The sequence below is a fragment of the Paenibacillus sp. VCA1 genome, assembly GCF_031583795.1.
Lineage (GTDB): Bacteria > Bacillota > Bacilli > Paenibacillales > Paenibacillaceae > Paenibacillus_AQ > Paenibacillus_AQ albilobatus.
The window spans coordinates 383,979-402,851 of the sequence record NZ_JAVLSX010000004.1 but is presented as its reverse complement, the minus strand read 5'-3'; the positions used below and the strand labels follow the sequence as shown (position 1 = coordinate 402,851).

Annotated in this window: 20 protein-coding genes and 1 riboswitch; of the genes, 3 read left to right on the top strand and 17 right to left on the bottom strand. The window is 52.6% G+C overall.

From position 1 onward, the window contains the following. Positions 1-12: 12 nt before the first annotated feature. The 5 genes from RJP21_RS11130 to RJP21_RS11110 form a co-directional block, all read right to left on the bottom strand. Positions 13-363, bottom strand: coding sequence for a hypothetical protein (locus RJP21_RS11130; protein WP_310859313.1), 351 nt, complete (start codon positions 361-363; stop codon positions 13-15). A 319-nt stretch (positions 364-682) separates the two neighbouring features. Then, the gene (locus tag RJP21_RS11125) at positions 683-2,284 is read right to left on the bottom strand and encodes an amidohydrolase (RefSeq protein WP_310859312.1); all 1,602 of its coding nucleotides are present in this window, start codon (positions 2,282-2,284) and stop codon (positions 683-685) included. A 246-nt stretch (positions 2,285-2,530) separates the two neighbouring features. After that, positions 2,531-3,421 carry an aldo/keto reductase gene (locus RJP21_RS11120; RefSeq protein ID WP_310859311.1) on the bottom strand — a complete coding sequence of 297 codons (891 nt, stop codon included), beginning with the start codon at positions 3,419-3,421 and terminating at the stop codon, positions 2,531-2,533. 99 nt (positions 3,422-3,520) lie between these two features. Then, positions 3,521-4,294, bottom strand: coding sequence for an SDR family NAD(P)-dependent oxidoreductase (locus tag RJP21_RS11115; RefSeq protein WP_310859310.1), 774 nt, complete (start codon positions 4,292-4,294; stop codon positions 3,521-3,523). A 27-nt stretch (positions 4,295-4,321) separates the two neighbouring features. Continuing rightward, entirely contained in the window at positions 4,322-4,828 is a 507-nt protein-coding gene (locus RJP21_RS11110) for a GNAT family N-acetyltransferase (RefSeq protein WP_310859309.1), read from the bottom strand. 173 nt (positions 4,829-5,001) lie between these two features. On the opposite strand from RJP21_RS11110, the gene xerS reads away from it, so the two are divergent. Then, positions 5,002-6,084 carry a tyrosine recombinase XerS gene (xerS, locus tag RJP21_RS11105; protein ID WP_310859308.1) on the top strand — a complete coding sequence of 361 codons (1,083 nt, stop codon included), beginning with the start codon at positions 5,002-5,004 and terminating at the stop codon, positions 6,082-6,084. A gap of 57 nt (positions 6,085-6,141) precedes the next feature. Here the strand turns inward: xerS and RJP21_RS11100 are convergent, their stop codons facing one another. From RJP21_RS11100 to RJP21_RS11065, 8 genes are all read right to left on the bottom strand, one after another. Then, the gene (locus RJP21_RS11100; protein ID WP_310859307.1) at positions 6,142-6,630 is read right to left on the bottom strand and encodes a DUF5946 family protein; all 489 of its coding nucleotides are present in this window, start codon (positions 6,628-6,630) and stop codon (positions 6,142-6,144) included. A gap of 125 nt (positions 6,631-6,755) precedes the next feature. After that, positions 6,756-7,271: a molybdopterin-guanine dinucleotide biosynthesis protein B gene (mobB, locus tag RJP21_RS11095; protein ID WP_310859306.1), complete on the bottom strand. Its 516-nt coding sequence runs from the start codon at positions 7,269-7,271 to the stop codon at positions 6,756-6,758. Continuing rightward, positions 7,271-8,545 (bottom strand): molybdopterin molybdotransferase MoeA, encoded by a 1,275-nt coding sequence (locus RJP21_RS11090; RefSeq protein WP_397386209.1) that lies wholly within the window; start codon positions 8,543-8,545, stop codon positions 7,271-7,273. The genes mobB and RJP21_RS11090 overlap by 1 nt, the downstream gene beginning before the upstream one ends. A gap of 105 nt (positions 8,546-8,650) precedes the next feature. Further along, a complete protein-coding gene (locus RJP21_RS11085) occupies positions 8,651-9,415 on the bottom strand; it encodes a DUF4247 domain-containing protein (protein ID WP_310859304.1) in 765 nt (254 codons plus the stop codon). Positions 9,416-9,425: 10 nt separating this feature from the next. Next, positions 9,426-9,932: a DUF4178 domain-containing protein gene (locus RJP21_RS11080; protein ID WP_160044852.1), complete on the bottom strand. Its 507-nt coding sequence runs from the start codon at positions 9,930-9,932 to the stop codon at positions 9,426-9,428. 49 nt (positions 9,933-9,981) lie between these two features. Next, positions 9,982-10,386: a DUF350 domain-containing protein gene (locus tag RJP21_RS11075; protein WP_310859303.1), complete on the bottom strand. Its 405-nt coding sequence runs from the start codon at positions 10,384-10,386 to the stop codon at positions 9,982-9,984. A gap of 118 nt (positions 10,387-10,504) precedes the next feature. Continuing rightward, positions 10,505-11,173 (bottom strand): PspA/IM30 family protein, encoded by a 669-nt coding sequence (locus tag RJP21_RS11070; RefSeq protein ID WP_160044854.1) that lies wholly within the window; start codon positions 11,171-11,173, stop codon positions 10,505-10,507. Positions 11,174-11,276: 103 nt separating this feature from the next. Beyond that, positions 11,277-12,299 carry an NADH:flavin oxidoreductase/NADH oxidase gene (locus tag RJP21_RS11065; RefSeq protein WP_310859302.1) on the bottom strand — a complete coding sequence of 341 codons (1,023 nt, stop codon included), beginning with the start codon at positions 12,297-12,299 and terminating at the stop codon, positions 11,277-11,279. A 231-nt stretch (positions 12,300-12,530) separates the two neighbouring features. Between RJP21_RS11065 and RJP21_RS11060 the strand changes: the two genes are divergently transcribed. Next, positions 12,531-13,352 (top strand): polysaccharide deacetylase family protein, encoded by an 822-nt coding sequence (locus RJP21_RS11060; protein ID WP_310859301.1) that lies wholly within the window; start codon positions 12,531-12,533, stop codon positions 13,350-13,352. Between the two features lie 97 nt (positions 13,353-13,449). Here the strand turns inward: RJP21_RS11060 and RJP21_RS11055 are convergent, their stop codons facing one another. The 4 genes from RJP21_RS11055 to RJP21_RS11040 all read right to left on the bottom strand — a co-directional run bounded on the left by RJP21_RS11055 (position 13,450) and on the right by RJP21_RS11040 (position 16,780). After that, on the bottom strand, positions 13,450-14,103 hold the full coding sequence (locus tag RJP21_RS11055; protein ID WP_310859300.1) for a 3D domain-containing protein: 654 nt from the start codon (positions 14,101-14,103) through the stop codon (positions 13,450-13,452). 8 nt (positions 14,104-14,111) lie between these two features. After that, a riboswitch (cyclic di-AMP (ydaO/yuaA leader) is annotated at positions 14,112-14,266 on the bottom strand. Positions 14,267-14,462: 196 nt separating this feature from the next. Continuing rightward, the gene (locus RJP21_RS11050; protein WP_310859299.1) at positions 14,463-15,185 is read right to left on the bottom strand and encodes an amino acid ABC transporter ATP-binding protein; all 723 of its coding nucleotides are present in this window, start codon (positions 15,183-15,185) and stop codon (positions 14,463-14,465) included. Then, positions 15,172-15,831 carry an amino acid ABC transporter permease gene (locus tag RJP21_RS11045; RefSeq protein WP_397386204.1) on the bottom strand — a complete coding sequence of 220 codons (660 nt, stop codon included), beginning with the start codon at positions 15,829-15,831 and terminating at the stop codon, positions 15,172-15,174. Before RJP21_RS11045 ends, RJP21_RS11050 begins: the two co-directional genes overlap by 14 nt. Before the next feature lie 142 nt (positions 15,832-15,973). Then, a complete protein-coding gene (locus RJP21_RS11040; protein WP_310859298.1) occupies positions 15,974-16,780 on the bottom strand; it encodes a transporter substrate-binding domain-containing protein in 807 nt (268 codons plus the stop codon). 311 nt (positions 16,781-17,091) lie between these two features. Here RJP21_RS11040 and RJP21_RS11035 point away from each other — a divergent pair, with 311 nt between their 5' ends. Next, positions 17,092-18,843, top strand: a complete 1,752-nt coding sequence (locus RJP21_RS11035) for an alpha-glycosidase (RefSeq protein ID WP_310859297.1) — start codon at positions 17,092-17,094, stop codon at positions 18,841-18,843. The last annotated feature ends 30 nt before the right edge of the window (positions 18,844-18,873 follow it).

Genomic DNA, 18,873 nt, shown 5'->3' with positions numbered 1-18,873 from the left:
CTGCTGCTTTTTTCATTTCACCCGGTCTACCTGCAGCAGCGTTACATCTTTCTGCTCATAGGTGCCTCGAAGCGCTTCCTCGGTGACGACGCCGAGCTTGACCAACCCGGCTATTTTGCCAGGGTCGGGTTTGGAGAGCAGCCTCCACACTTCCAGATCCGGCAAAGCGTCAAACAGCTTGTCGTCGTCGTATTCTTTCCTCAACTGCGAGATTAATCTGACCCTGTACGGCCCGAAGACACATTCCGCCGTTCCCTGCTCCCGGCAATAGCCGACGATCTCGTCGCGAAGCTCCTTTAGCTCCTGTTCGGTTTCTTTTTGCTGCTGTTTCAGCTGAAAGTATCTTTTGACGATCTTGTCCACGTTCCCATCAATCCTCCTTCTTCTACATGTGTATGCAGCAGAAGGCACGGATTAGGACGTATTCCGGAGGACGTCGGGAATGTGATTTTCGGTTTATATCCTTGCTTTTACGATGTCCCCGCCCCTTTTTCGATGATGTGTGGATAAGTACGGAAGTTGAAGCTGGTAGGTTCGAATGGTCAAGATAAGCAAGGGTTTGTTGGTTTTTCTATTGTGAATTTTTCATATGTTGAAATTTTAAAATAATAGCCCAAAAACGTTTTGTTTCAAAAAAGAACGGCTCTGATCAGGCAACGTCCGTTCGCGTACGAATATTCGTTTATTTTGAGCCGCCTGCCTCGTAGACGACGTTTCCGTTTACCACCGTCATTCGAACGATGTTCCCCAGCAGCGCGTCCGGGTTTTCGAGAAACGGGTCGCTGCCCAAAATCGTGAAGTCCGCCGCATACCCTTTTTCGATCATTCCCCGATCCGATTCGTGTCCGCATGCATAAGCGCTCCCTTTCGTATACAAGGAAACGGCCTCATACATGCTCAGCCGCTCCTCCGCCCCGTAAACGGTGTTCCGGTACGGCTGAGTGCGGGTAACCGCGGCATGAATGCCCTCGAGCGGGGATACCTTTTCAATCGGCGCGTCGGAACCTCCGGCGCAAGGAACGCCCCGGCTTAACATGGTCTTCCAGGCATAAACCAGTAAATCCTTCGGATCGCCGATCCGCTCCATGACCCAAGGAAAGTCCGATGTCACAAAACTCGGCTGTATATCGGCCACGACAGGCATCCGTTTCATCCGCTCGATCAGTTCCGGGCGCAAAATTTGGCCGTGAATCAGACGGTCTCTTTTCCCGTTCGGGCAAGGATGTTTCTCCAAATAAGTTAACACCAGATCCGCCGCTCCGTCCCCAATCGCATGTGCGGCGACGGCCATGCCGAGCCCCCTTGCCTTCGCAATCAGCTGCTCCAGTTCATGTTCCGCGTGAACGGCCACGCCCGTTGTCGACGGGTCATCCGCATACGGACGGCTTAGCAGCGCGGTTCTTCCTCCAAGCGCGCCGTCGGCAAACAGCTTCATCGCTCCAAATTCAAGCAGCGGCGATAGGATTGCCTCGCCTTTTCCCTCCCCCAGCCACTCATCCAAGGCCAAATGATGCACGAGCAAATGCGCCCGGAAATGCTTTTTCCGCCCATGAATGACCGTATGAAAAGCGCGCATGGTCCGGCGGCAGCTGCCGTAATAGCTTAAATCCTCCGTGTGGCCTCCCGTCAGCCCTTTTGCCCAACAGTCTTCGATCGCAGCCGTAAGCGCGGCTTCCAAATATTCATCCGTCGGCCCCGGCAAAACCCGAAGCACGAGATCCTGCGCCTGCTCTTTCAAAATGCCGTTCAGCCGCCCCTCTTCGTCCGTTTCGAGCACCCCTCCTGCCGGACTTGGCGTATCCTCGTCAACTCTTGCCGCCCGTAGCGCCGCCGTATTAACCGCGATAACATGCCTGCATACCCTGCGCAGGAGCACCGGATGATCGGGGGCCACGGCGTCCAGCAGCCTGCGTTCAGGCAAGCCCCCCTTGGACCATTCGTTTTCGTTCCAGCCCTCCCCGATGATCCACATCCCTTTCGGCAGCGCGGAAGCCTGCTTCTTTACGGCCTCGAGCACTTCTTCCCTGCTGCTGCAGCCCCCGAGCTGAAGCTTGAGAAAGGTTTCCCCATGGCCGATCAAATGCATGTGGCTGTCAACGAAGCCCGGCAGCATGACGCCCCCTTTCAAATCCGTTACCTCGACGATCCGTCCGCGGTATTTTGCCTCCAGCTCGTCCGCTCCACCGGTTTCCACAATGGTTCCGCCTTCGGTATATACCGCCTCAACCGAATCATGCTCCCGCTTCATCGTATAGATTGTGCCGCCTTTCCATAACGTGCCCATCGTATTTCGTATTCCTCCTTTGTCTCTTCTATTGTGAATTTTTCATATGGTGAAGTTTTGATGTGCATACCATTTATCTTCATCGCTTCATTCCCAAGGCAAGAAATGAATATGAATCCACCCCACAAAGCGAGGCATCTATTACTTCAAAGCCTATTCATGTACCTGGCGGAGCCCGGAAAATATCCTAATAGATCGAAAAAGCGGCCTGCATAGGCCGCTTTTTCGCGCCGCCGCAGCCGCCGATCAGGTTTTTCCCACCCAATCTTCTCCGGCGACCTGCTTCCAGCGGGCGCGTATGTTCCCGTATTCCTGTTCGGACAATGTGCTTGTACGGAGCAGCTCGGCGTTTTCTACCCATCGGCCCGGCTTTTGCGTTCCAACGACCGCCGTGGCCACGCCGGGAACGGTCAATGCAAAACGAAGCGTCGTGGCGATCGTCCGACGATGATCCGAAAGAAAATCGTATCCCAGCTCTTTCAGCCTTTGCCAGTACACGTATGGATACGCCTTTTCCGGCAGCGTCTCGTAGGTCCAGGCGACATTGGCGACCGGCCGTTTTGCGACAATGCCCATCTGCCTCTCGACGGCTTCCGGCAGCACCAGGTCGATTGCCTCCTGATCGGCGATGTTCAGCGATATCATCAGGCTGTCGAACAATCCGGTCTGCACCGCGTACAAAGCATCCGTCCGGTCGCCGCTGTAGCCGATAAAACGCGTTTTGCCCTGCTCCTTCGCTTTTTGCAGCACCTCGATGACGACGCCTTGACGCAATATTTTTTCCGAGCAGCTGTGAAGATAAATGACGTCCACATAATCCGTTTTCAGGCGCTGCAGACTGCGGTCGATGCTTTTTTCCAGCATCGTGGGATTCCAGTCCTCGTCTTCGAATCCGGCAGCATGGCCGCATTTCGTAAACAAATAAAAGTCGTCACGACGGTGGGACAACGTTTGCCCGATCAGTTCCTCGCTGTCGCCGTAGCACTCGGCCGTGTCAATGACGTTCAGCCCGGCATCCAGCGCCTCGTTGAGAAGTTTCCCTGCTTTGGCGACGTCGGTCCCGGACCCGATTTCCGAACCGCCGAAGCCCAATATGCTGACTTCCATCCCCGTTTTGCCAAAGATACGCTTTTCCATCCTCCTGCCTCCTTATTCATCATGATCCATGTGAACCAGGTGTCTTTCCGACGAGAGCGTCTTGCGATCATCCCCGCAGGCGGGAATACCAACCATTCCTTAAAAACCGTAAATGCTCATGCCTCCATCAACAAGCAGCGTTTGCCCGGTAATGTAGTTGGCTGCATCGGAAGCCAGGAAGACAACCGGTCCGACGACCTCCTCCAGATTGCCGATCCGGCGAAGCGGCGTTCGATCCAAAATGTCCCGTACGTAGGTTTCGTCGCTTAAAAGCTTTTCGGTCAGCGGTGTGCGGAAATACCATGGACCGACGGCATTGACCGAAATCCCGTATTTCCCCCACTCCAAGGCCAATATTTTCGTCATGTGGATCAGCGCCGCTTTGGTTGAACCGTACACCACGCCCGTGCGAAGCGCCGTATGGCCGCCGACCGAAGAAATGTTGACGATTTTGCCCCCGCCGTGATCCTTCATGTATCGTCCCGCCGTCTGCGACGCCATGAACGCCGACTTCAAATTCGTCTGCACGATCCTTTCCCACTCGTCGTCCGTCACTTCCAGCGCCGGCGTGCGAATGTTCATTCCGGCATTGTTCACCAAAACATCGAGGCGTCCCGCTTCCGCGATCAGCTTCTCAAACGCCCCTTCGATCTCTTCCCGCACCGTAATGTCCGCCGGGAGGACGTAAGCTTTAGCTTTCGTGCCGCTGCGAATGAGTTCGGCCGTTTCTTCCAAATCCGCCGCCGTTCGGGATACCAACCCGACGTCGCAGCCCGCTTCCGCCAAACCGACGGCAAGCGCGCGCCCGATGCCGCGCCCCGCGCCCGTCACAAGCGCCGTTTTCCCTTCCAATCCAAAAGATGGCAAATACATGATAACTCCCCTCTCCGTTGCTGCTTATTAATTTATCGTATTTACTTTTAGCGACGTAAAATATTGACTGATGTTTCCGTTTGATTGGTGCGTCTTCTCCTCAAACTGTTGTCCGGTGTAATTGCCGATCACTTTCCGCCAAAATGCTTGGGCCGGAAGATTCTTTTTCACCTGGGTCACTTTCCAGCGTCCCGGAAACCGGTCGAACAGCTCGCAAGCGGCCCAGCTGCCCAAACCGCAGCGGCGGTATTTTTGCATAACGAAAAATTCGGTCATGTAATAGTCGCCCTCTTCCGGGTCGATCAGGCGGTCCACCAGCGCAAACCCTGCCGGATGCCCACCATGCGTCATCAAAAACGGATATTTTCCGGAGCCTCTTTTCCAATAATCGTCCAGACCCGGGTAAGCGGGAAACTCGCCGTCCCGGTTGACTTCGAGATTCGTATATAAGGTGAAATCATATAAATACAGCTGCATCAAGCCGGTAATGACCTGTTTTCGCCTCGCAGGCACGAGATCCAATCTGAAATCCATGAATTCACCTCGTTTTTATGTACATCGTATCATATCCAATATATATCTTTGGCCGCCACGGAGCAAGATGAACCGTTTTTCGCCGGCTCAAATCGGCCTTTCGTCCGCCCGTCCGGACGTTTCCTATGGTAAAATATACTTGAAAATTCTATGAATACTCGAGGTGATGCCCCATGAACGTACAAAAAGAAATCGACCGGATCAAACTTGACGACAAAGTACTGGGCATGCCGTGGTTCGTCCAGCAATTCATCGACTACAAGCTGCCGGATCTTTCGCCTTCGACGCTGCTTGAATATGTGAGGGATTATGAGACGTTTTTCAATTGGCTGCGTGCCGAAGGGCTTTCGAGCGCGGCGGAAAACAAAGAAGTTACGCTGCAGGAGCTCGAGGTGCTCCGGATGGAGAACGTGACCAGCTACCGGATTTTCCTCACCACCAAACGGGAAGGGACCAATTCCCGCATTACCGTGTCCCGAAAGCTTTCTTCGCTCCGTTCGTTATTCCATTATTTGAGCCAGATCGCGGAGGATGAAGAATTTTACCCGCTGCTGAAGCGGAATATCATGGCGAAAATCGAAATCAAACGGATCCATAAACCGAAAGATACCGCCGCCAAGCTGAAGGGCAAAATCCTTGAAGAAGATGAGCTGCTCGAGTTCATCGGGTACATTCTCGAAGGTTACGCCAAAGACGTCGAAAACAACAAACAGGCCTTATACGCCCATGAGCTTAACAAGGAAAGGGATGCCAGCATAACGAGTTTGATTTTGAATTCCGGGCTGCGGGTATCCGAAGTCGTGAACCTGAATATCGACGATATCGACTTAAACAACAAAATGCTGTACGTCTACCGCAAAGGCAACAACGACGAAACGTTCAAAACCCCGGTCTATTTCCGGGAACAGGCGAAAGACGATCTGGCGGCGTACCTGAACCTGCGGCAAACCCGCTATAAAGCGCCGAAAAAGGAAAAAGCTCTCTTCCTCGCGATGGCCAACGGCCAAAACGAAGGCAGGCGCATGACGAAACGGGCGATCCAGGCGATGATCATCAAGTACGCAAAACGCTTCGGCAAGCCTTATTTGACCGTGCACAAACTCCGCCATTCCTTTGCTACCGACTATTATTTGCAAAACGACATTTATAAAACGAAAGAACAGCTGGGACATGCTTCGACCGAGACGACCGAAGTGTACGCCCATCTCACCGACAAAACGATGTCCGAAGCCATCGAACGCCGCGCGGACGATTGATCCGGCATATCAAAAGAGGGAAAACCTTATCGCAAGGTTTTCCCTCTTTTAATGAGGTTACTGCCCCATCATGAATGGATGAGCCGCCGTCGCAAGCTTACTTATCGATATCCGCTCGTACGGCGTCCCTCCATTTTTGGATGCCTTCGATGGCATTCTCTTCCCCGCCCGATAAAGATCCTCGATCGTCATGGACCAGGGTTTGAAACTTCGCTTTCTTTGCCGGTTCGGCAACGGATTCGTTATTTTGCCTGCCTTTGCGACAAGCTCCCTGTTTTTCCTTAGAATATAGTCCGTTCCCCATTGATGATCATATGCATCGGTAAACAGTTTTACCTGAAGCTTGTATCCTTCCTCGGTATAATTTGAGGGATGCTGGATCATATAACAGGAAACAAGCCAAAAATGCAAGGCATACAATTCGGGATCGTTATGCTCCCACACCAAAGGGAAATGAAACATCTCGTGGCAGGAAAGCCCGTCGGTCTCCATTGCCCCGCATTCTATGCATCTGCCGTTTTCCATGATCGTATCGTTATCGACCATCTTGCCCGACCCTCCTCTTTGAAAATGCCGCTTTGCCATCAGCATATTCTATTACGCAACGTGAGGGTCAAGAGCCGAATACACGCCCCCCAAAAAAACGACCTGCCAACAAAATAATGTGGCGATTATGACGGATTCGTCATCTGCCGCCGCAGCCAATCCGCGATTCGCTCATGCTCGTCCTTGCCAAACAGCAGCATGCGTTCGCGCGCTTCCCCGGCCGAAACAACTTGCTTCTCCGGCAGCCAGCTGACGACGCCCGCAACGTGGTCCAGACTCCGGACCAACTCTTGATCCTCTGCCCTCCGGACCATGACCAGCTTGGGATAATGCTCCTGCTTGAACCCTTCCACCAGGACGACATCATAATCGCAAAAATCTTCGATGAGTTCGTCCAAAGACGTTTCTTCTTCGCGTATGACCGCCGTTTTCCGCGCGGACACGAGGGCGATGGCCGACGCGCCCGCTGCCCGGTGGCGGTAGGTATCGGTGCCGGGATGATCCATCTCGAAATCATGGGCGTCATGTTTAATGACCGCCACGCGGCAGCCCCCGGCCTTCAGCCTTTCCACCAATGCGCAGACGAGCGTCGTTTTGCCGCTGTTTTTGTAACCGACGATTTGGCAGACGAACGGTTTCATCAGAACCTGTTTCCTTTCAGCATCACGATATTCACTTTCGTGCCGGCCGGCGTCGCCTCTTTCGCAGGGGGAATGACGATCAGGCAATCGCTGTCTTTGATCGTTACCATGACGCTCGATTCGTCGACCGCGGCCGGAATAGCGTACAGGACGCCGTCCCTGGCCTCGACCCTGCCCCGGACGTAACGCGTAAAGGCGTTTACTTTCGTATAGTCTCGATCCAAAACAGCGGTCCACTCCGTGAGGTAAGGAGCTTCGCTTCCAAGCGCCTGCTGGATGAACGGACGCACGAACAGCTCGAAACCGACAAAACATGCGCCCGGATTGCCGGAAAGGGCGAACAAAAGCTTGCCGTCTTTTACCGCCGCCGTCGTCACGCTGCCCGGTCTCATCGCGATTTTGTTATACAGCATGTCCACGCTGCCGCTGCGCACGAAATCGCCCATAATATCGTAATCTCCCACGGATACACCGCCGCTGGTAACTACCGCGTCATATTCCGCCAGCGCTTTCTCCACCTTGGCTTTTGCAAGCGGCAGCTCGTCCGCGACCGCTTCCAGGATGTACGGTTCGCCTCCGGCTTCCCGAACCTGGGAGGCCAGCATATACGTGTTGCTGTTGCGGATCTTCCCCGGCTGAAGCGGTTCGTCCACGGTCAGAAGCTCGGAACCGGTCGAAAAAATCGCGATGCGCGGCTTTTTGTACACTTTCACTTGATGAACGCCAAAAGTGGCGAGCACCGAAATTTCTCCAGCCTGAATCCGGCGTCCGGGCCGGAGCAGGACCTCTCCTTCTTCCACCTCGAAGCCGATCGGCGTAACGTTTTGCCCGGATTGCATTCGCCGCTTCAATCCCATTTGGGTTTGGCCGTCATGGACGCGAAGCTCCGTCATCTCCAGCATCACCACGCTGTCCGCGCCTTCCGGAACCTGTGCACCCGTCATGATGCGCGCGGCGGTACCGGGCGTAATCGTTTTGTCCGAGACGAAGCCGCACGGTATTTCATCGATCACGTCAAGCCAAACCGTTTGCTCCGAGCTTGCCCCCGCCGTATCTTCCGACCTGACGGCATATCCGTCCATGCCGGAACGGCGGAAGCGCGGAAAAGGATGCGGCGCCTTTACTTGCTCAGCCAAGTAACGGCCGTGGCTCTCCTGCAAAGGGACCGTTTCGGCCTCGCCCGGTTTTCCGTACGATGCCAGCAGCCGCTGCGCCTCTTTCACCTGCATCGGCTTGCGGCGGAATTTATCCGGATCGTCTTTCGATGGATTGATCATGTTGAAACAACACCTTCCTTGTGACTTTAACCCCACACAACATACCCCTCTATCATGACACAAAAAAACGCACGAATCCATGCTTCGTGCGCTTGTTTTCCATTATCTCCGCGACCTTCGCGTAATTTTCCCGGAACCTACCCTCGTTTTCGGCTTCGTATAAGATTTCTTCGGGGATTCGAACAATCCGCCCGAACCGCCGCCGCGGGATATTTTCCCTCTCGATGGGGTGGAGTAATCCGGTTTGCGGTCAAAAATGCTGCCGCCCGAGCCGACGCTCGTATCCCCTTTGCCCGCGCCGCGGCGGAAGATCGAACCTTTCTTCTCGACCGTCAGCGGAGGCGCCACTTTTTTGTCGCTGGAGGTCGGCGCGTGATACGTGCCCTGCTTCGGCTGGTAAATGTCGCGGCTGGAATAACCCCTGTATCCGCCCCCGCCGCCAAACGAATCAAAAAGATGCCCGATCAGCGTTGCCGCAAGGTATCCCTGCAAAAAGCTGGAATCGTAGTTTTTCTGGACGTATTCCTGGGAGTCCACTTCGATCAGCGTGTCGGTATCTTTTTTTGGATCCTTTTGCAAATGGTAATAATCTTTGCCGTATACGAGAAACATATGCTCAGGGTCTTCTTTGGACATTTGGTCCGGCTTTTTCTCGTCGGATAACTCTTTGGCCACTTCCGGAACGGTTTTGTCCGCGGCGCGGTATACGTATGACGTCGCATTGCCGCTTCGGTTTACCGATTCCAGCGGATATGTTTCCTTTACGTTCGGAGCGCCGATCCCGCATCCGGTCAGCAGCGACATGACGAGGCTGACGACAAGCAGGATTTTCAAGCTGAGCAGCGACCGCCCCTGCCGTCTTTTCATACAATCACTCCTAATTGGCCCGGATCACTTTCACGTCTCCCGGCAAAACTTTCTCTCCTTCGTAAAGCATAAACCGCCCGTTTTGCCATTCGATGCGCACCAGACGGTAATCGTCCGATTGATATTGCCATACATGCTGCGCGCCGCTTTGGGTGAACGGTGTTTTGCCGTTTATCATGACATGGCCTTCGTACTCTTCCTCAAGATAAAAAATGCTGTCGTCCAATTCGAGTTCGGTCGGAACCTCGCTCGGATTGTCCAGACGCCCGTCAAGCGGGCTGTACAGCGCGTATTGCAGCGTTTCGCGCTCTTCGATGTGCAGGTATGCGATGGCGTTGCCGTCCTGCAGCGTCAAAACGACGGCATTGCGGCCGCGGTTATGAACTCTCCCCGTCACTTCGTACGTCACGAGGGATACTTCGCAAATATCCCCCGGCATAAGGGACAGCATGCTTTTTTCCGCCTTGGGCGGCTCGGGTTTGGCAAACAGGTTGCCGATACGTTTAAATACGCTCATATGCGATAACTCCTTAGGTTACAAACTTAGTCTGCGACGAATGGTCGTTTTATAGGCAGGCGGTAATAATTAACGCACCCACCAGATGAAGCGTGCCTGCAAACAATCCGTATCCGATTTTCCCCTGCTGCGTTCCCACATCCAGCTGGAGTTTGGCCCACACGCGGAGCAGAACGCGGACGATGGCTTCGAGCACCAACAATATGAGGAATGAAATGACGGATACCATGATGGCGTCCAGCAGATTGTTGGAAGCGCTGATGGAAGACGACAAAATGTACCCTTGCGCCAGCAGCTTCAGCACCAGCCTTGTCGTCACCGCCATATTTCCAGCCTTGACTTCCTCAAAATCCTTGTATCTCGTGAACAGCGAGTCCACGAACATGAGAATAAAAAGGAGCAGCGCTCCGGATCCCGTCCAAACGAGGATCGCCATAATCGTATTAAAATCCATTGGCATATGCCTCCACAGATCAGCTTTTTGGCTATTACAGCAGAGCAGCGAAGCGGGATGCCGCTAAGCCGGTCCCCTTCGCTGCTTTTACAAACTTACGCTTTGATGGCTTTCGTTATTACTTGTTTTCGTATTGCTTCATCAAAGCAGCAAGCTCGTCTTCCACCGCTTTGTCTTTGCCGAGCTGTTCGAACTCTTCGTCCAAGGATTTGCCTTTGGAGGACATTTCGTTGCTCGCCTCGGCTTGCGCTTCCATTTGCAGCATTTTTTCTTCCATGCGCTTCATTCCGCTTGTCGCGCTGTCCGTGCTGAAGCCGGCCATCGCTTTATTGATTTCGGTTTGCGCTTTGGCCGCGTTGTAGCGGGCTACCAGCGTTTCGCGCTTGTTTTTCATTTCGGTCAGCTGCTTGCGCATTTCGTCGAGCTTGTTTCGAAGGTTATCCGCAGCCGCTTTGTTTTGATCGTAGCTTGCTTTGTATTCGGCCATTTTTTGTTCGGCGGCTTTCTTTTCTTCCAAAGCCCGGCGCGCCAATTCCACGTTTTGCGCTTGCGCGGCCGTGTGGGCTTGCTGGGTGCGTTTTTCTACCAGCGCTTGCTGTTCCTCGTACAGCTGCTTGAATTTTTTCTCGATGGCGATTTGGGCCGCTACCGCTTTTTCCGCGTCCTCAAGGTCTTCGGTCATGTCGCGGATGTATTGGTCGGTCATTTTCACCGGATCTTCGGCTTTATCGATAATTGCGTTAATGTTGGACATCGTCAGGTCGCGTAATCTTTTAAAAATAGCCATTGGGTATTTCCTCCTAAAAGGTTTAAAGTTGTTTTTATGATATTCTTCTACGGAGCAAAATTGAAGTCGTTTCAAAAAACGAAAAAAAATTTTTTTCTCCGGATCAGAACCCGCGAAGGTATTGTTTTGGAATTTTCGCGCCGCCCTCCAACGCCTGGGAAGCATGGAGCGCCCAGTAAGGGTCCTTCAACATACCCCGGCCGACCGCAACCAAGTCCGCCTTCCCGTTCAGCACCACGTTCTGGGCGTCCTCGAAAGCCTCCAGCAGCCCGACCGCGATGACCGGCACGTCCAATTTGCTTCTCAGCTGCTCGGCCAGATTCACCTGATAACCGGGACCCGCCTTCGGTCCCCCGTTCGAACCGACGGGTCCTTCCCCGCCGGACGATACGTGGAACAGATCCACTCCGGCATCACGGTAACGACGGCATACCTCCGCAATGTAATCCACGCCGTAACCGCCCTCGACATATTCCTGCGCGGATACCCGCATGATGACAGGCATTTCTTCGGGCACTACCTCTTTGACCGCCTTTACGACTTCTTCGCCGAACAGCGGCAAATCCCGGCCGTAGACGTCGTCGCGCCGGTTTGTGAGCGGAGAATGGAATTGGTGGATCAAATACCCGTGCGCGCCGTGAATCTCGACCGTGTCAAATCCCGCTTCCACGGCCCTTCTCGCAGCTTCTTTATAGGCAAGCACCAGGTCGCGAACCTCTTCGGTCGTCAGCGCCCTGGGAATGTTGTATTTTTCGCTAAAACGGATAGCGGAAGGCGCAACCGGCGGATTCGCATCTTCGGCTTTCCGGCCCGCATGCCCAAGTTGAATGCCGATCCGCGTGCCGTACGTATGTACCTCGTTTACGATTTTACGGTATGCGGGAATCTGCTCATCGCTCCAAATCCCCGTATCCCGGTTCGTAATGCGTCCGTCCGGATGTACCGCCGTCATTTCCACGATGATCAGTCCTGTTCCGCCCACCGCCCGGGAAACGTAATGCACAAAATGCCAGTTGTTAGGAACGCCGTCTTCCGCCTGAACCGAATATTGGCACATCGGGGGCATCACGATTCGGTTTTTTAGCGACAATCCCTTTAATACATAAGGTGTAAATAAATCCGCCATGCTTTAGTCTCCTTCCAGCTAGTTATTGGTTATGCTGTTATTTTGCTCATCAGGACAAGTTTGCACACATTATTATACACCTTCGGCAGGGAAGATTGGTAAAGTGCGGTGATCGTTTCGACAAACGATCATAATTTCTGCCAATTCGGGACATAACAGTATAGACCGTTCATTTCATGGATCAGGATTTTGCAAAATCCTCGAATACATACTGGGAAAGGAGCCGCGAACGTGAGAAAAACATATCTCGGCAAGGCCTTATTGATGCTGCTTCTGATGAGCCTGCTTTGTCCCGAGGCCGGCCTTCAGGCCGCAAAGCAGGAGGAACCGCCAACCTCCGACAACGTACAGGAAACAAGCGCGGCTAACCGGACGGAAAAAAAGCAGGAAAAACAGGTGCTTACCCTGGGTCAGCTCATCAAAAAATATCCGGATACGTTCAAAATCCACGGCCCGCATGTCAAGCAAATCGCACTGACATTCGACGACGTCCCGGATCCCCGGTTTACGCCGCAGGTGCTTCGCATTTTGGCCCAAAACAACGTAAAAGCCACGTTTTTCGTCGTCGGCAGCCGGGCCAAAAAACATCCCGACCTGGTTGCACGGATCATGCGGGAGGGGCATGTCATCGGGAATCATTCCTATAACCATCCCCAGTTCCATAAACTGACGATGTCCGAATACATCGACCAAATCGTACGGACGGAGAACATTTTGTACGGATTGACCGGCTACAAGCCGAAGCTGATACGGCCGCCTTACGGCGACATCACCGAAAGCCAGCTGCGCTGGGCCAAACGGGAAGGATACAAAATCGTCAACTGGAACGTGGATTCGTTGGACTGGAAAGGCATCGGCAAGGAGAAGGTCAAAAAAAACATCATGGCTTCTGCCGGACAAGGCTCCATCATATTGCAGCATGCCGGAGGCGGAAGCACTTCCGATTTGACCGGAACGATCGAAGCTTTGCCGGAGGTCATCCGGGAACTGAAGAAAAAAGGATATTCTTTCGTTACGGTGCCAAAGCTGCTGAAGGTGCCAAAAGACAAATGACGCTTCAGCCGCAAAACGGCCCCCGCGATTGCCGTGGAGGCCGTTTTTGTCGTTGTGTATGTTGGAAAAAGCGCTATGTCAACGTTTCGGATTTCAGTTAATTAATGAAATACAGTTCGACGTCCTGGAACCCGAAGTTGCTTACTTCTTGCGGGCTGCCCGGCACGAAAATGTCGATGCGGTTGCCTTTGATGGCGCTGCCCGTATCTCTGGCCGTAGCGACGAACGCTTTTTTCGGAAGGCCCGGGAAGCTGTGCCCTGTTACAAGTACCCTTGTGCCGAGCGGGATAATGGACGGATCGACTGCAATCGTTCCAAGCTCGAGTGGATTGCCGAAGTAATCGACCGCTCCCCATCTGCCGTTTTCGTTTGCGGCTGAGGAATATGCTGTCGCCTTGACTTTCAGCGTTTTATTATAGGTGAAGGATTTACCCCAGGCTTCTACGATTTTTTGACCGGAATCCACGTTCAGCGATGCGGTGATCAGCTGCGGAGCCGGATCCGCAAATGCTTTCATCGTTTCGCCCGGAATGTTCAATTTCAAGCCTGCATAGATGTTGGTTGCCGGGATGTTCGGATTTGCGTTCATCAATTTGTTCATGTCCACGCCGTACTCTTTTGAAAGCGTGTAAAAGGTGTCTCCTTCCTTGGCTACGTGTACCGAATCCGCATGAATCGGAACGGCTTGTACCGCCAAGGTGATGCCGAGTGCTGCTGCCAGAATTTTCACTTTCAAAAATCTCTTTTTCATAGTTCCTCCTTAAAATCCATCGATGCCTGCGAGGTTAGCTGTCGGGTTCGGATTGAGGAGACAACCCTTCGTTCGAATAACGATTCACCCCAAGTGAAAAGGACTTTCACGGTGGACTTTGGTCCCCCGCACTTTGCGTTCAAAGTTTTGGCTCATTCAATATATCACAATTTTGTAACCAGTGCGCATGAAAATGTTACCATATTGCAATCTTTGGTTCGATAAATTCGGATATCAGTGGTTTTTCGTCATAAAAAACTTCTTTAAAAATGACATTCTTTTAAATAAAAGTTACGATTGCAAAACAAAAAAAGCCCCGGGCAAGAATGTCTCGCCCGAAGCTTGCGTCAATTCGGCTGTTACAACACTTTGCTCAAAAAATCTCTGGTCCGCGCATTTTGCGGGTTGCCGAACACATCAGAAGGCGTTCCCTCTTCCATGATCCGGCCGCCGTCCATAAAGATGATCCGGTCTCCGACCTCTCTCGCAAAACCCATCTCGTGCGTCACGATCACCATCGTCATGCCGCCTTCCGCGAGCTTTTTCATGACCTCCAGCACCTCGCCGACCATTTCGGGGTCCAGCGCCGACGTCGGCTCGTCGAACAGCATGACATGGGGCTGCATCGCCAGCGCCCGGGCAATGGCAATACGCTGCTTTTGGCCGCCCGAAAGCTGGGAAGGATACGCATCCTTTTTGTCCTCGAGGCCGACCGTCCGCAGCAGATCAATCGCGATTTTTTCCGCTTCCGCCTGCGGCATCTTTTTTACCTTGACCGGTGCCAGCGTAATGTTCTGCAGCACCGTTTTATGCGGAAACAGGTTAAACTGCTGGAACACCATGCCCATTTTTTCGCGGGTCAGGTTGATGTTATGCCGTTTGTTCGTAATCGATTCGCCTTCGAACGTAATTTCGCCGCTTGTCGGAACCTCCAGCAGGTTAAGGCAACGGAGAAATGTGCTTTTCCCCGATCCGCTCGGGCCGATGACGACGACGACCTCCCCTTTGGCGATTTCCATGTCGACGCCTTTCAAAATCTCCAGTTTTCCGTACGATTTATGCAGATCTTTAACGGTGATCATCCGTTCTTAACCTCCTTTCGAACAGGCCGAGCAGCTTGGACAACGTAAATGTCATGATGAAATACAACGCTGCGATGATCAAAAACGGCTTAAGGGTATCATAAGTAATGGTGGTAACGGCCTGCGCCTGATACATCAAATCGCTAACCCCTATAAACGACACGATCGAGGATTCTTTAATGATGGTAATAAATTCGTTGCCGATCGCCGGCAGGACGCTTTTGACCGCTTGCGGAAGGACGATATGCCTCATCGTCATCCCTTTGGTCATCCCGAGCGACCGGGCGGCTTCGGACTGGCCTTTGTCGACGCCTTGAATGCCCGCGCGGAAAATTTCCGCCAAATAAGCCGAGCTATTGATGGTCAATGTAATGGCGCCCGATTCGATCGGGGTGAATTTGACGCCGAACGCAACCAGGCCATAGTGGATAATAAACAGCTGCACCAGCATCGGCGTGCCACGCAAAAACTCGACCCATATCGAACCGATGAAGCGCAAAATCCAGATTCGGGACATCCGCAGCAGGGAAACGAGCATGCCGAGAATGAACCCGCAAAAAACGCCGATGACTGCAAGCAGCAGCGTATATTGAATGCCCGTTCCAAAATAGGAGCGGTACGTCCAGAAAGTATCGATAATATTCATATATCGCTTTGATCCTCCTTCAAAAATGCCGATTGGGATGCTGCTGCATGCGATGACCGTCCGGCATCGACCGACTGCGGCATCCCGGGCAGAAAAAATAGCGGAAATGACTTCCGCATATTTTTCCGCCGATCCTTATGAATTATTTTTGAACGGCGAGATCGCTCGCCTCGGATACGAATTGGTCGATTTTGTTTTCCGATTTCAAGCGGTCCAGCGTTTTGTTGATTTGATCGACAAGCTCTTTGTTGCCCTTTTTGACGCCGATGGCATAACCGTCTTCCTGATATTCCGGCACGGCTTCGGCGATCGTCAGCCCTTTGACGTTTTTAATGAATGCTTCGGCCACCGGCTTCTCCATGATGGAAGCGTCGACGCGGCCGGAATTCAGCTGCATGATAATGTCGTTGATTTTGCCGAGGCCTGTAATCTTGGCGCCCGGGATCGACTTCGCGATGTCTTCCTGGATCGAACCGGTTTGGATGCCGAAGGACACGCCTTCAAGCGACTTCATCGTTTTGTATTTGTCCTTATCCTGCTCGCGAACGACGACGGCTTGTTCCGCTTTATAATAATTGTTGGAAAAGTCCACTTCTTTTTTGCGGTTTTCGTCCGGCGTCATGCCCGAAATGACGAAGTCGACGCGTCCGCTGGACAATTCGCCGAGCAGCGCTTTAAAGTCCATATCTTTGACTTCGAGTTTCGCGCCCATATCCGCAGCGATTTGCTTGGCAATCTCAATATCGAAACCGACGATCTGGTCTTTGCCGTCGACCATTTTATGAAACTCGTACGGCGGAAAATCGGCGCTTGTCCCGAGGACGATCGTTTTGCTTTCCTTCGCGCTTCCGGTTGTATCCCCCGCCTGTTCGGAAGGTTTATTGCCGCAGCCTGCAAGCAAGCTTCCCGCCAAAACCAGGCATACCGTTAAAATGCCCCATTTTTTCATGATCTATCTCCCCTTGTTCTTTGTGTATGAATGTTGTTTTTTTAACCCTAGTATGGACATGATTGTTTATCGCCATCAGCTTTCAGAAAACATGTTTTATAGTACAACAATCTGTATGTTTATGCAATGTATTTTCATGCAAATTCATCGGTTTGTAATACATTCCCATTTTCCTAGCTTCAGTTTCATTTCCGCCCCACATTGGTAAATTAACCTAAACGATACATTGTGAAGCCGCCATTCGGAGCATACTACAAAGCGCGGGCTCCGAGACGAAGGCTGCTAAAGAGGAATTATTGGAGGTGGTAGCGATGCTGCTGGAGGCTTTATATCACGTGCCCCGCAACAAATGGGCATATGCTTATGATCCGCAAACCATTCACCTGAGAGTACGAACGAAAAAAAACGACGTCACTTCGGTCGTTGCCATGACGGGCGACAAATACGACTGGAAGGGCACTTATTTTGAAATTACGATGGACAAGGCGGCTTCGGATGAAATGTTCGATTTTTGGGAAGCGTCCGTGAAGCCCAAATACAAGCGGCTGTCCTATGCATTCCGCATTACGGCAGGCTCCGAAACGATTTACATGCTCGACAGCGGAATTTTTCGCGATTGCCCTCCGCCGACGGGGGGATATTACGAGTTTTCTTACATACATGAGATCGACGTGTTCAAAGTGCCGGAATGGGCCAAGGATGCCGTTTTTTATCAGATCATGCCCGAACGCTTCGCCAACGGCGACCCGAGCAACGACCCTCCCGGAACCGAACCTTGGGGAGGGCAGCCCAAAACCGACAATTTTTTCGGCGGAGACTTGAAAGGAGTGCTGGACCATCTGGACGATTTGGCGGATCTGGGCATCAACGCGATTTATTTCACGCCGCTGTTCAAGTCCCCGTCAAACCATAAATACGATATCGTCGATTACAAGCAGGTGGACCCGCATTTCGGAGACAACGCGCTGTTAAAGCAGGTCGTCGAGGCGTGCCATGCCAAAGGGATCCGCGTTATGCTCGACGCCGTCTTCAACCACTGCAGCGAGCAGTTTCCGCAGTTCCAGGACGTGCTTAAAAACGGCGAAAAATCGAAATACAAAGACTGGTTCCATATCAACAAGTTTCCCGCCCGCGTTGAAAACGGGATCGCCACCTACGATACCTTCGGATTTTTCGGCAACATGCCGAAGTTCAACACGGCCAACCCGGAGGTCAAAGCTTATCTGCTGGGCGTGGCCGAATACTGGATCAAGGAAATCAAGCTGGACGGATGGCGCCTGGACGTGGCGAACGAGGTCGATCATCATTTCTGGCGCGACTTCAGAACCGTTGTGAAAAAAGCCAACCCCGAAGCCTACATCGTCGGGGAAGTGTGGAGCGATTCGCTTGCTTGGCTTGTCGGCGACCAGTTCGATTCGGTGATGAACTATCCGTTTGCGGACAAGGTGCTGGAGTTTTTTAACGGCGGCATGGACGGAGCGACGTTTTCCGACCGGATGAGCTCGCTGTTGATGAGGTACCCCCAGCAAACGAACGAGGTGGTGTTCAACATGCTGTGCACGCATGATACGCCGCGCTTGTTGACCCGGGTCGGCGGGGACAAACGAAAAATGAAGCTTTCCGTCGTGTTTCTGTTCACGTATATGGGAACTCCGTGCATTTTCTACGGCGATGAAGTGGGCATTACCGGAGCCATCGACCCGGATTGCCGCAAATGCATGATTTGGGACCGGGAGAAGCAGGACCGCGACCTGTACGACTTTTACAAAATGATGATCAACCTGCGCAAAACCCACAAGGCACTGCGCGAAGGCAGATTCCGCTTTCTAAAAGCCGAGCCGGGGAATCCGTGCATCATTTACGAGCGCGTCGACAATCAGGATCATTTTACCGTCTGGATGAACAATACCGGGCAAAAACAGACGCTGTCGCATCCGATGGAAACGACGGATTGGAAAGATGCGTTAAGCGGCGAAAAGGTAACCCCCGTAAACGGCGTTATGAACGTTACCCTTGAGCCTTTCGGCTACCGGATTTTATACCGGAACATCGCCAAAAAATGATCGAAAAAAGCACAAGAGCATTGCGGAACG

Coding starts and splice junctions, on each gene's coding strand:
- RJP21_RS11125 (WP_310859312.1), bottom strand. CDS start 2,284: ATGGGCACGTTATGGAAAGGCGGCACAATCTATACGATGAAGCGGGAG.
- RJP21_RS11120 (WP_310859311.1), bottom strand. CDS start 3,421: ATGGAAAAGCGTATCTTTGGCAAAACGGGGATGGAAGTCAGCATATTG.
- RJP21_RS11115 (WP_310859310.1), bottom strand. CDS start 4,294: ATGTATTTGCCATCTTTTGGATTGGAAGGGAAAACGGCGCTTGTGACG.
- RJP21_RS11110 (WP_310859309.1), bottom strand. CDS start 4,828: ATGGATTTCAGATTGGATCTCGTGCCTGCGAGGCGAAAACAGGTCATT.
- xerS (WP_310859308.1), top strand. CDS start 5,002: ATGAACGTACAAAAAGAAATCGACCGGATCAAACTTGACGACAAAGTA.
- RJP21_RS11100 (WP_310859307.1), bottom strand. CDS start 6,630: ATGGTCGATAACGATACGATCATGGAAAACGGCAGATGCATAGAATGC.
- mobB (WP_310859306.1), bottom strand. CDS start 7,271: ATGAAACCGTTCGTCTGCCAAATCGTCGGTTACAAAAACAGCGGCAAA.
- RJP21_RS11085 (WP_310859304.1), bottom strand. CDS start 9,415: ATGAAAAGACGGCAGGGGCGGTCGCTGCTCAGCTTGAAAATCCTGCTT.
- RJP21_RS11080 (WP_160044852.1), bottom strand. CDS start 9,932: ATGAGCGTATTTAAACGTATCGGCAACCTGTTTGCCAAACCCGAGCCG.
- RJP21_RS11075 (WP_310859303.1), bottom strand. CDS start 10,386: ATGGATTTTAATACGATTATGGCGATCCTCGTTTGGACGGGATCCGGA.
- RJP21_RS11070 (WP_160044854.1), bottom strand. CDS start 11,173: ATGGCTATTTTTAAAAGATTACGCGACCTGACGATGTCCAACATTAAC.
- RJP21_RS11065 (WP_310859302.1), bottom strand. CDS start 12,299: ATGGCGGATTTATTTACACCTTATGTATTAAAGGGATTGTCGCTAAAA.
- RJP21_RS11055 (WP_310859300.1), bottom strand. CDS start 14,103: ATGAAAAAGAGATTTTTGAAAGTGAAAATTCTGGCAGCAGCACTCGGC.
- RJP21_RS11050 (WP_310859299.1), bottom strand. CDS start 15,185: ATGATCACCGTTAAAGATCTGCATAAATCGTACGGAAAACTGGAGATT.
- RJP21_RS11045 (WP_397386204.1), bottom strand. CDS start 15,831: ATGAATATTATCGATACTTTCTGGACGTACCGCTCCTATTTTGGAACG.
- RJP21_RS11040 (WP_310859298.1), bottom strand. CDS start 16,780: ATGAAAAAATGGGGCATTTTAACGGTATGCCTGGTTTTGGCGGGAAGC.
- RJP21_RS11035 (WP_310859297.1), top strand. CDS start 17,092: ATGCTGCTGGAGGCTTTATATCACGTGCCCCGCAACAAATGGGCATAT.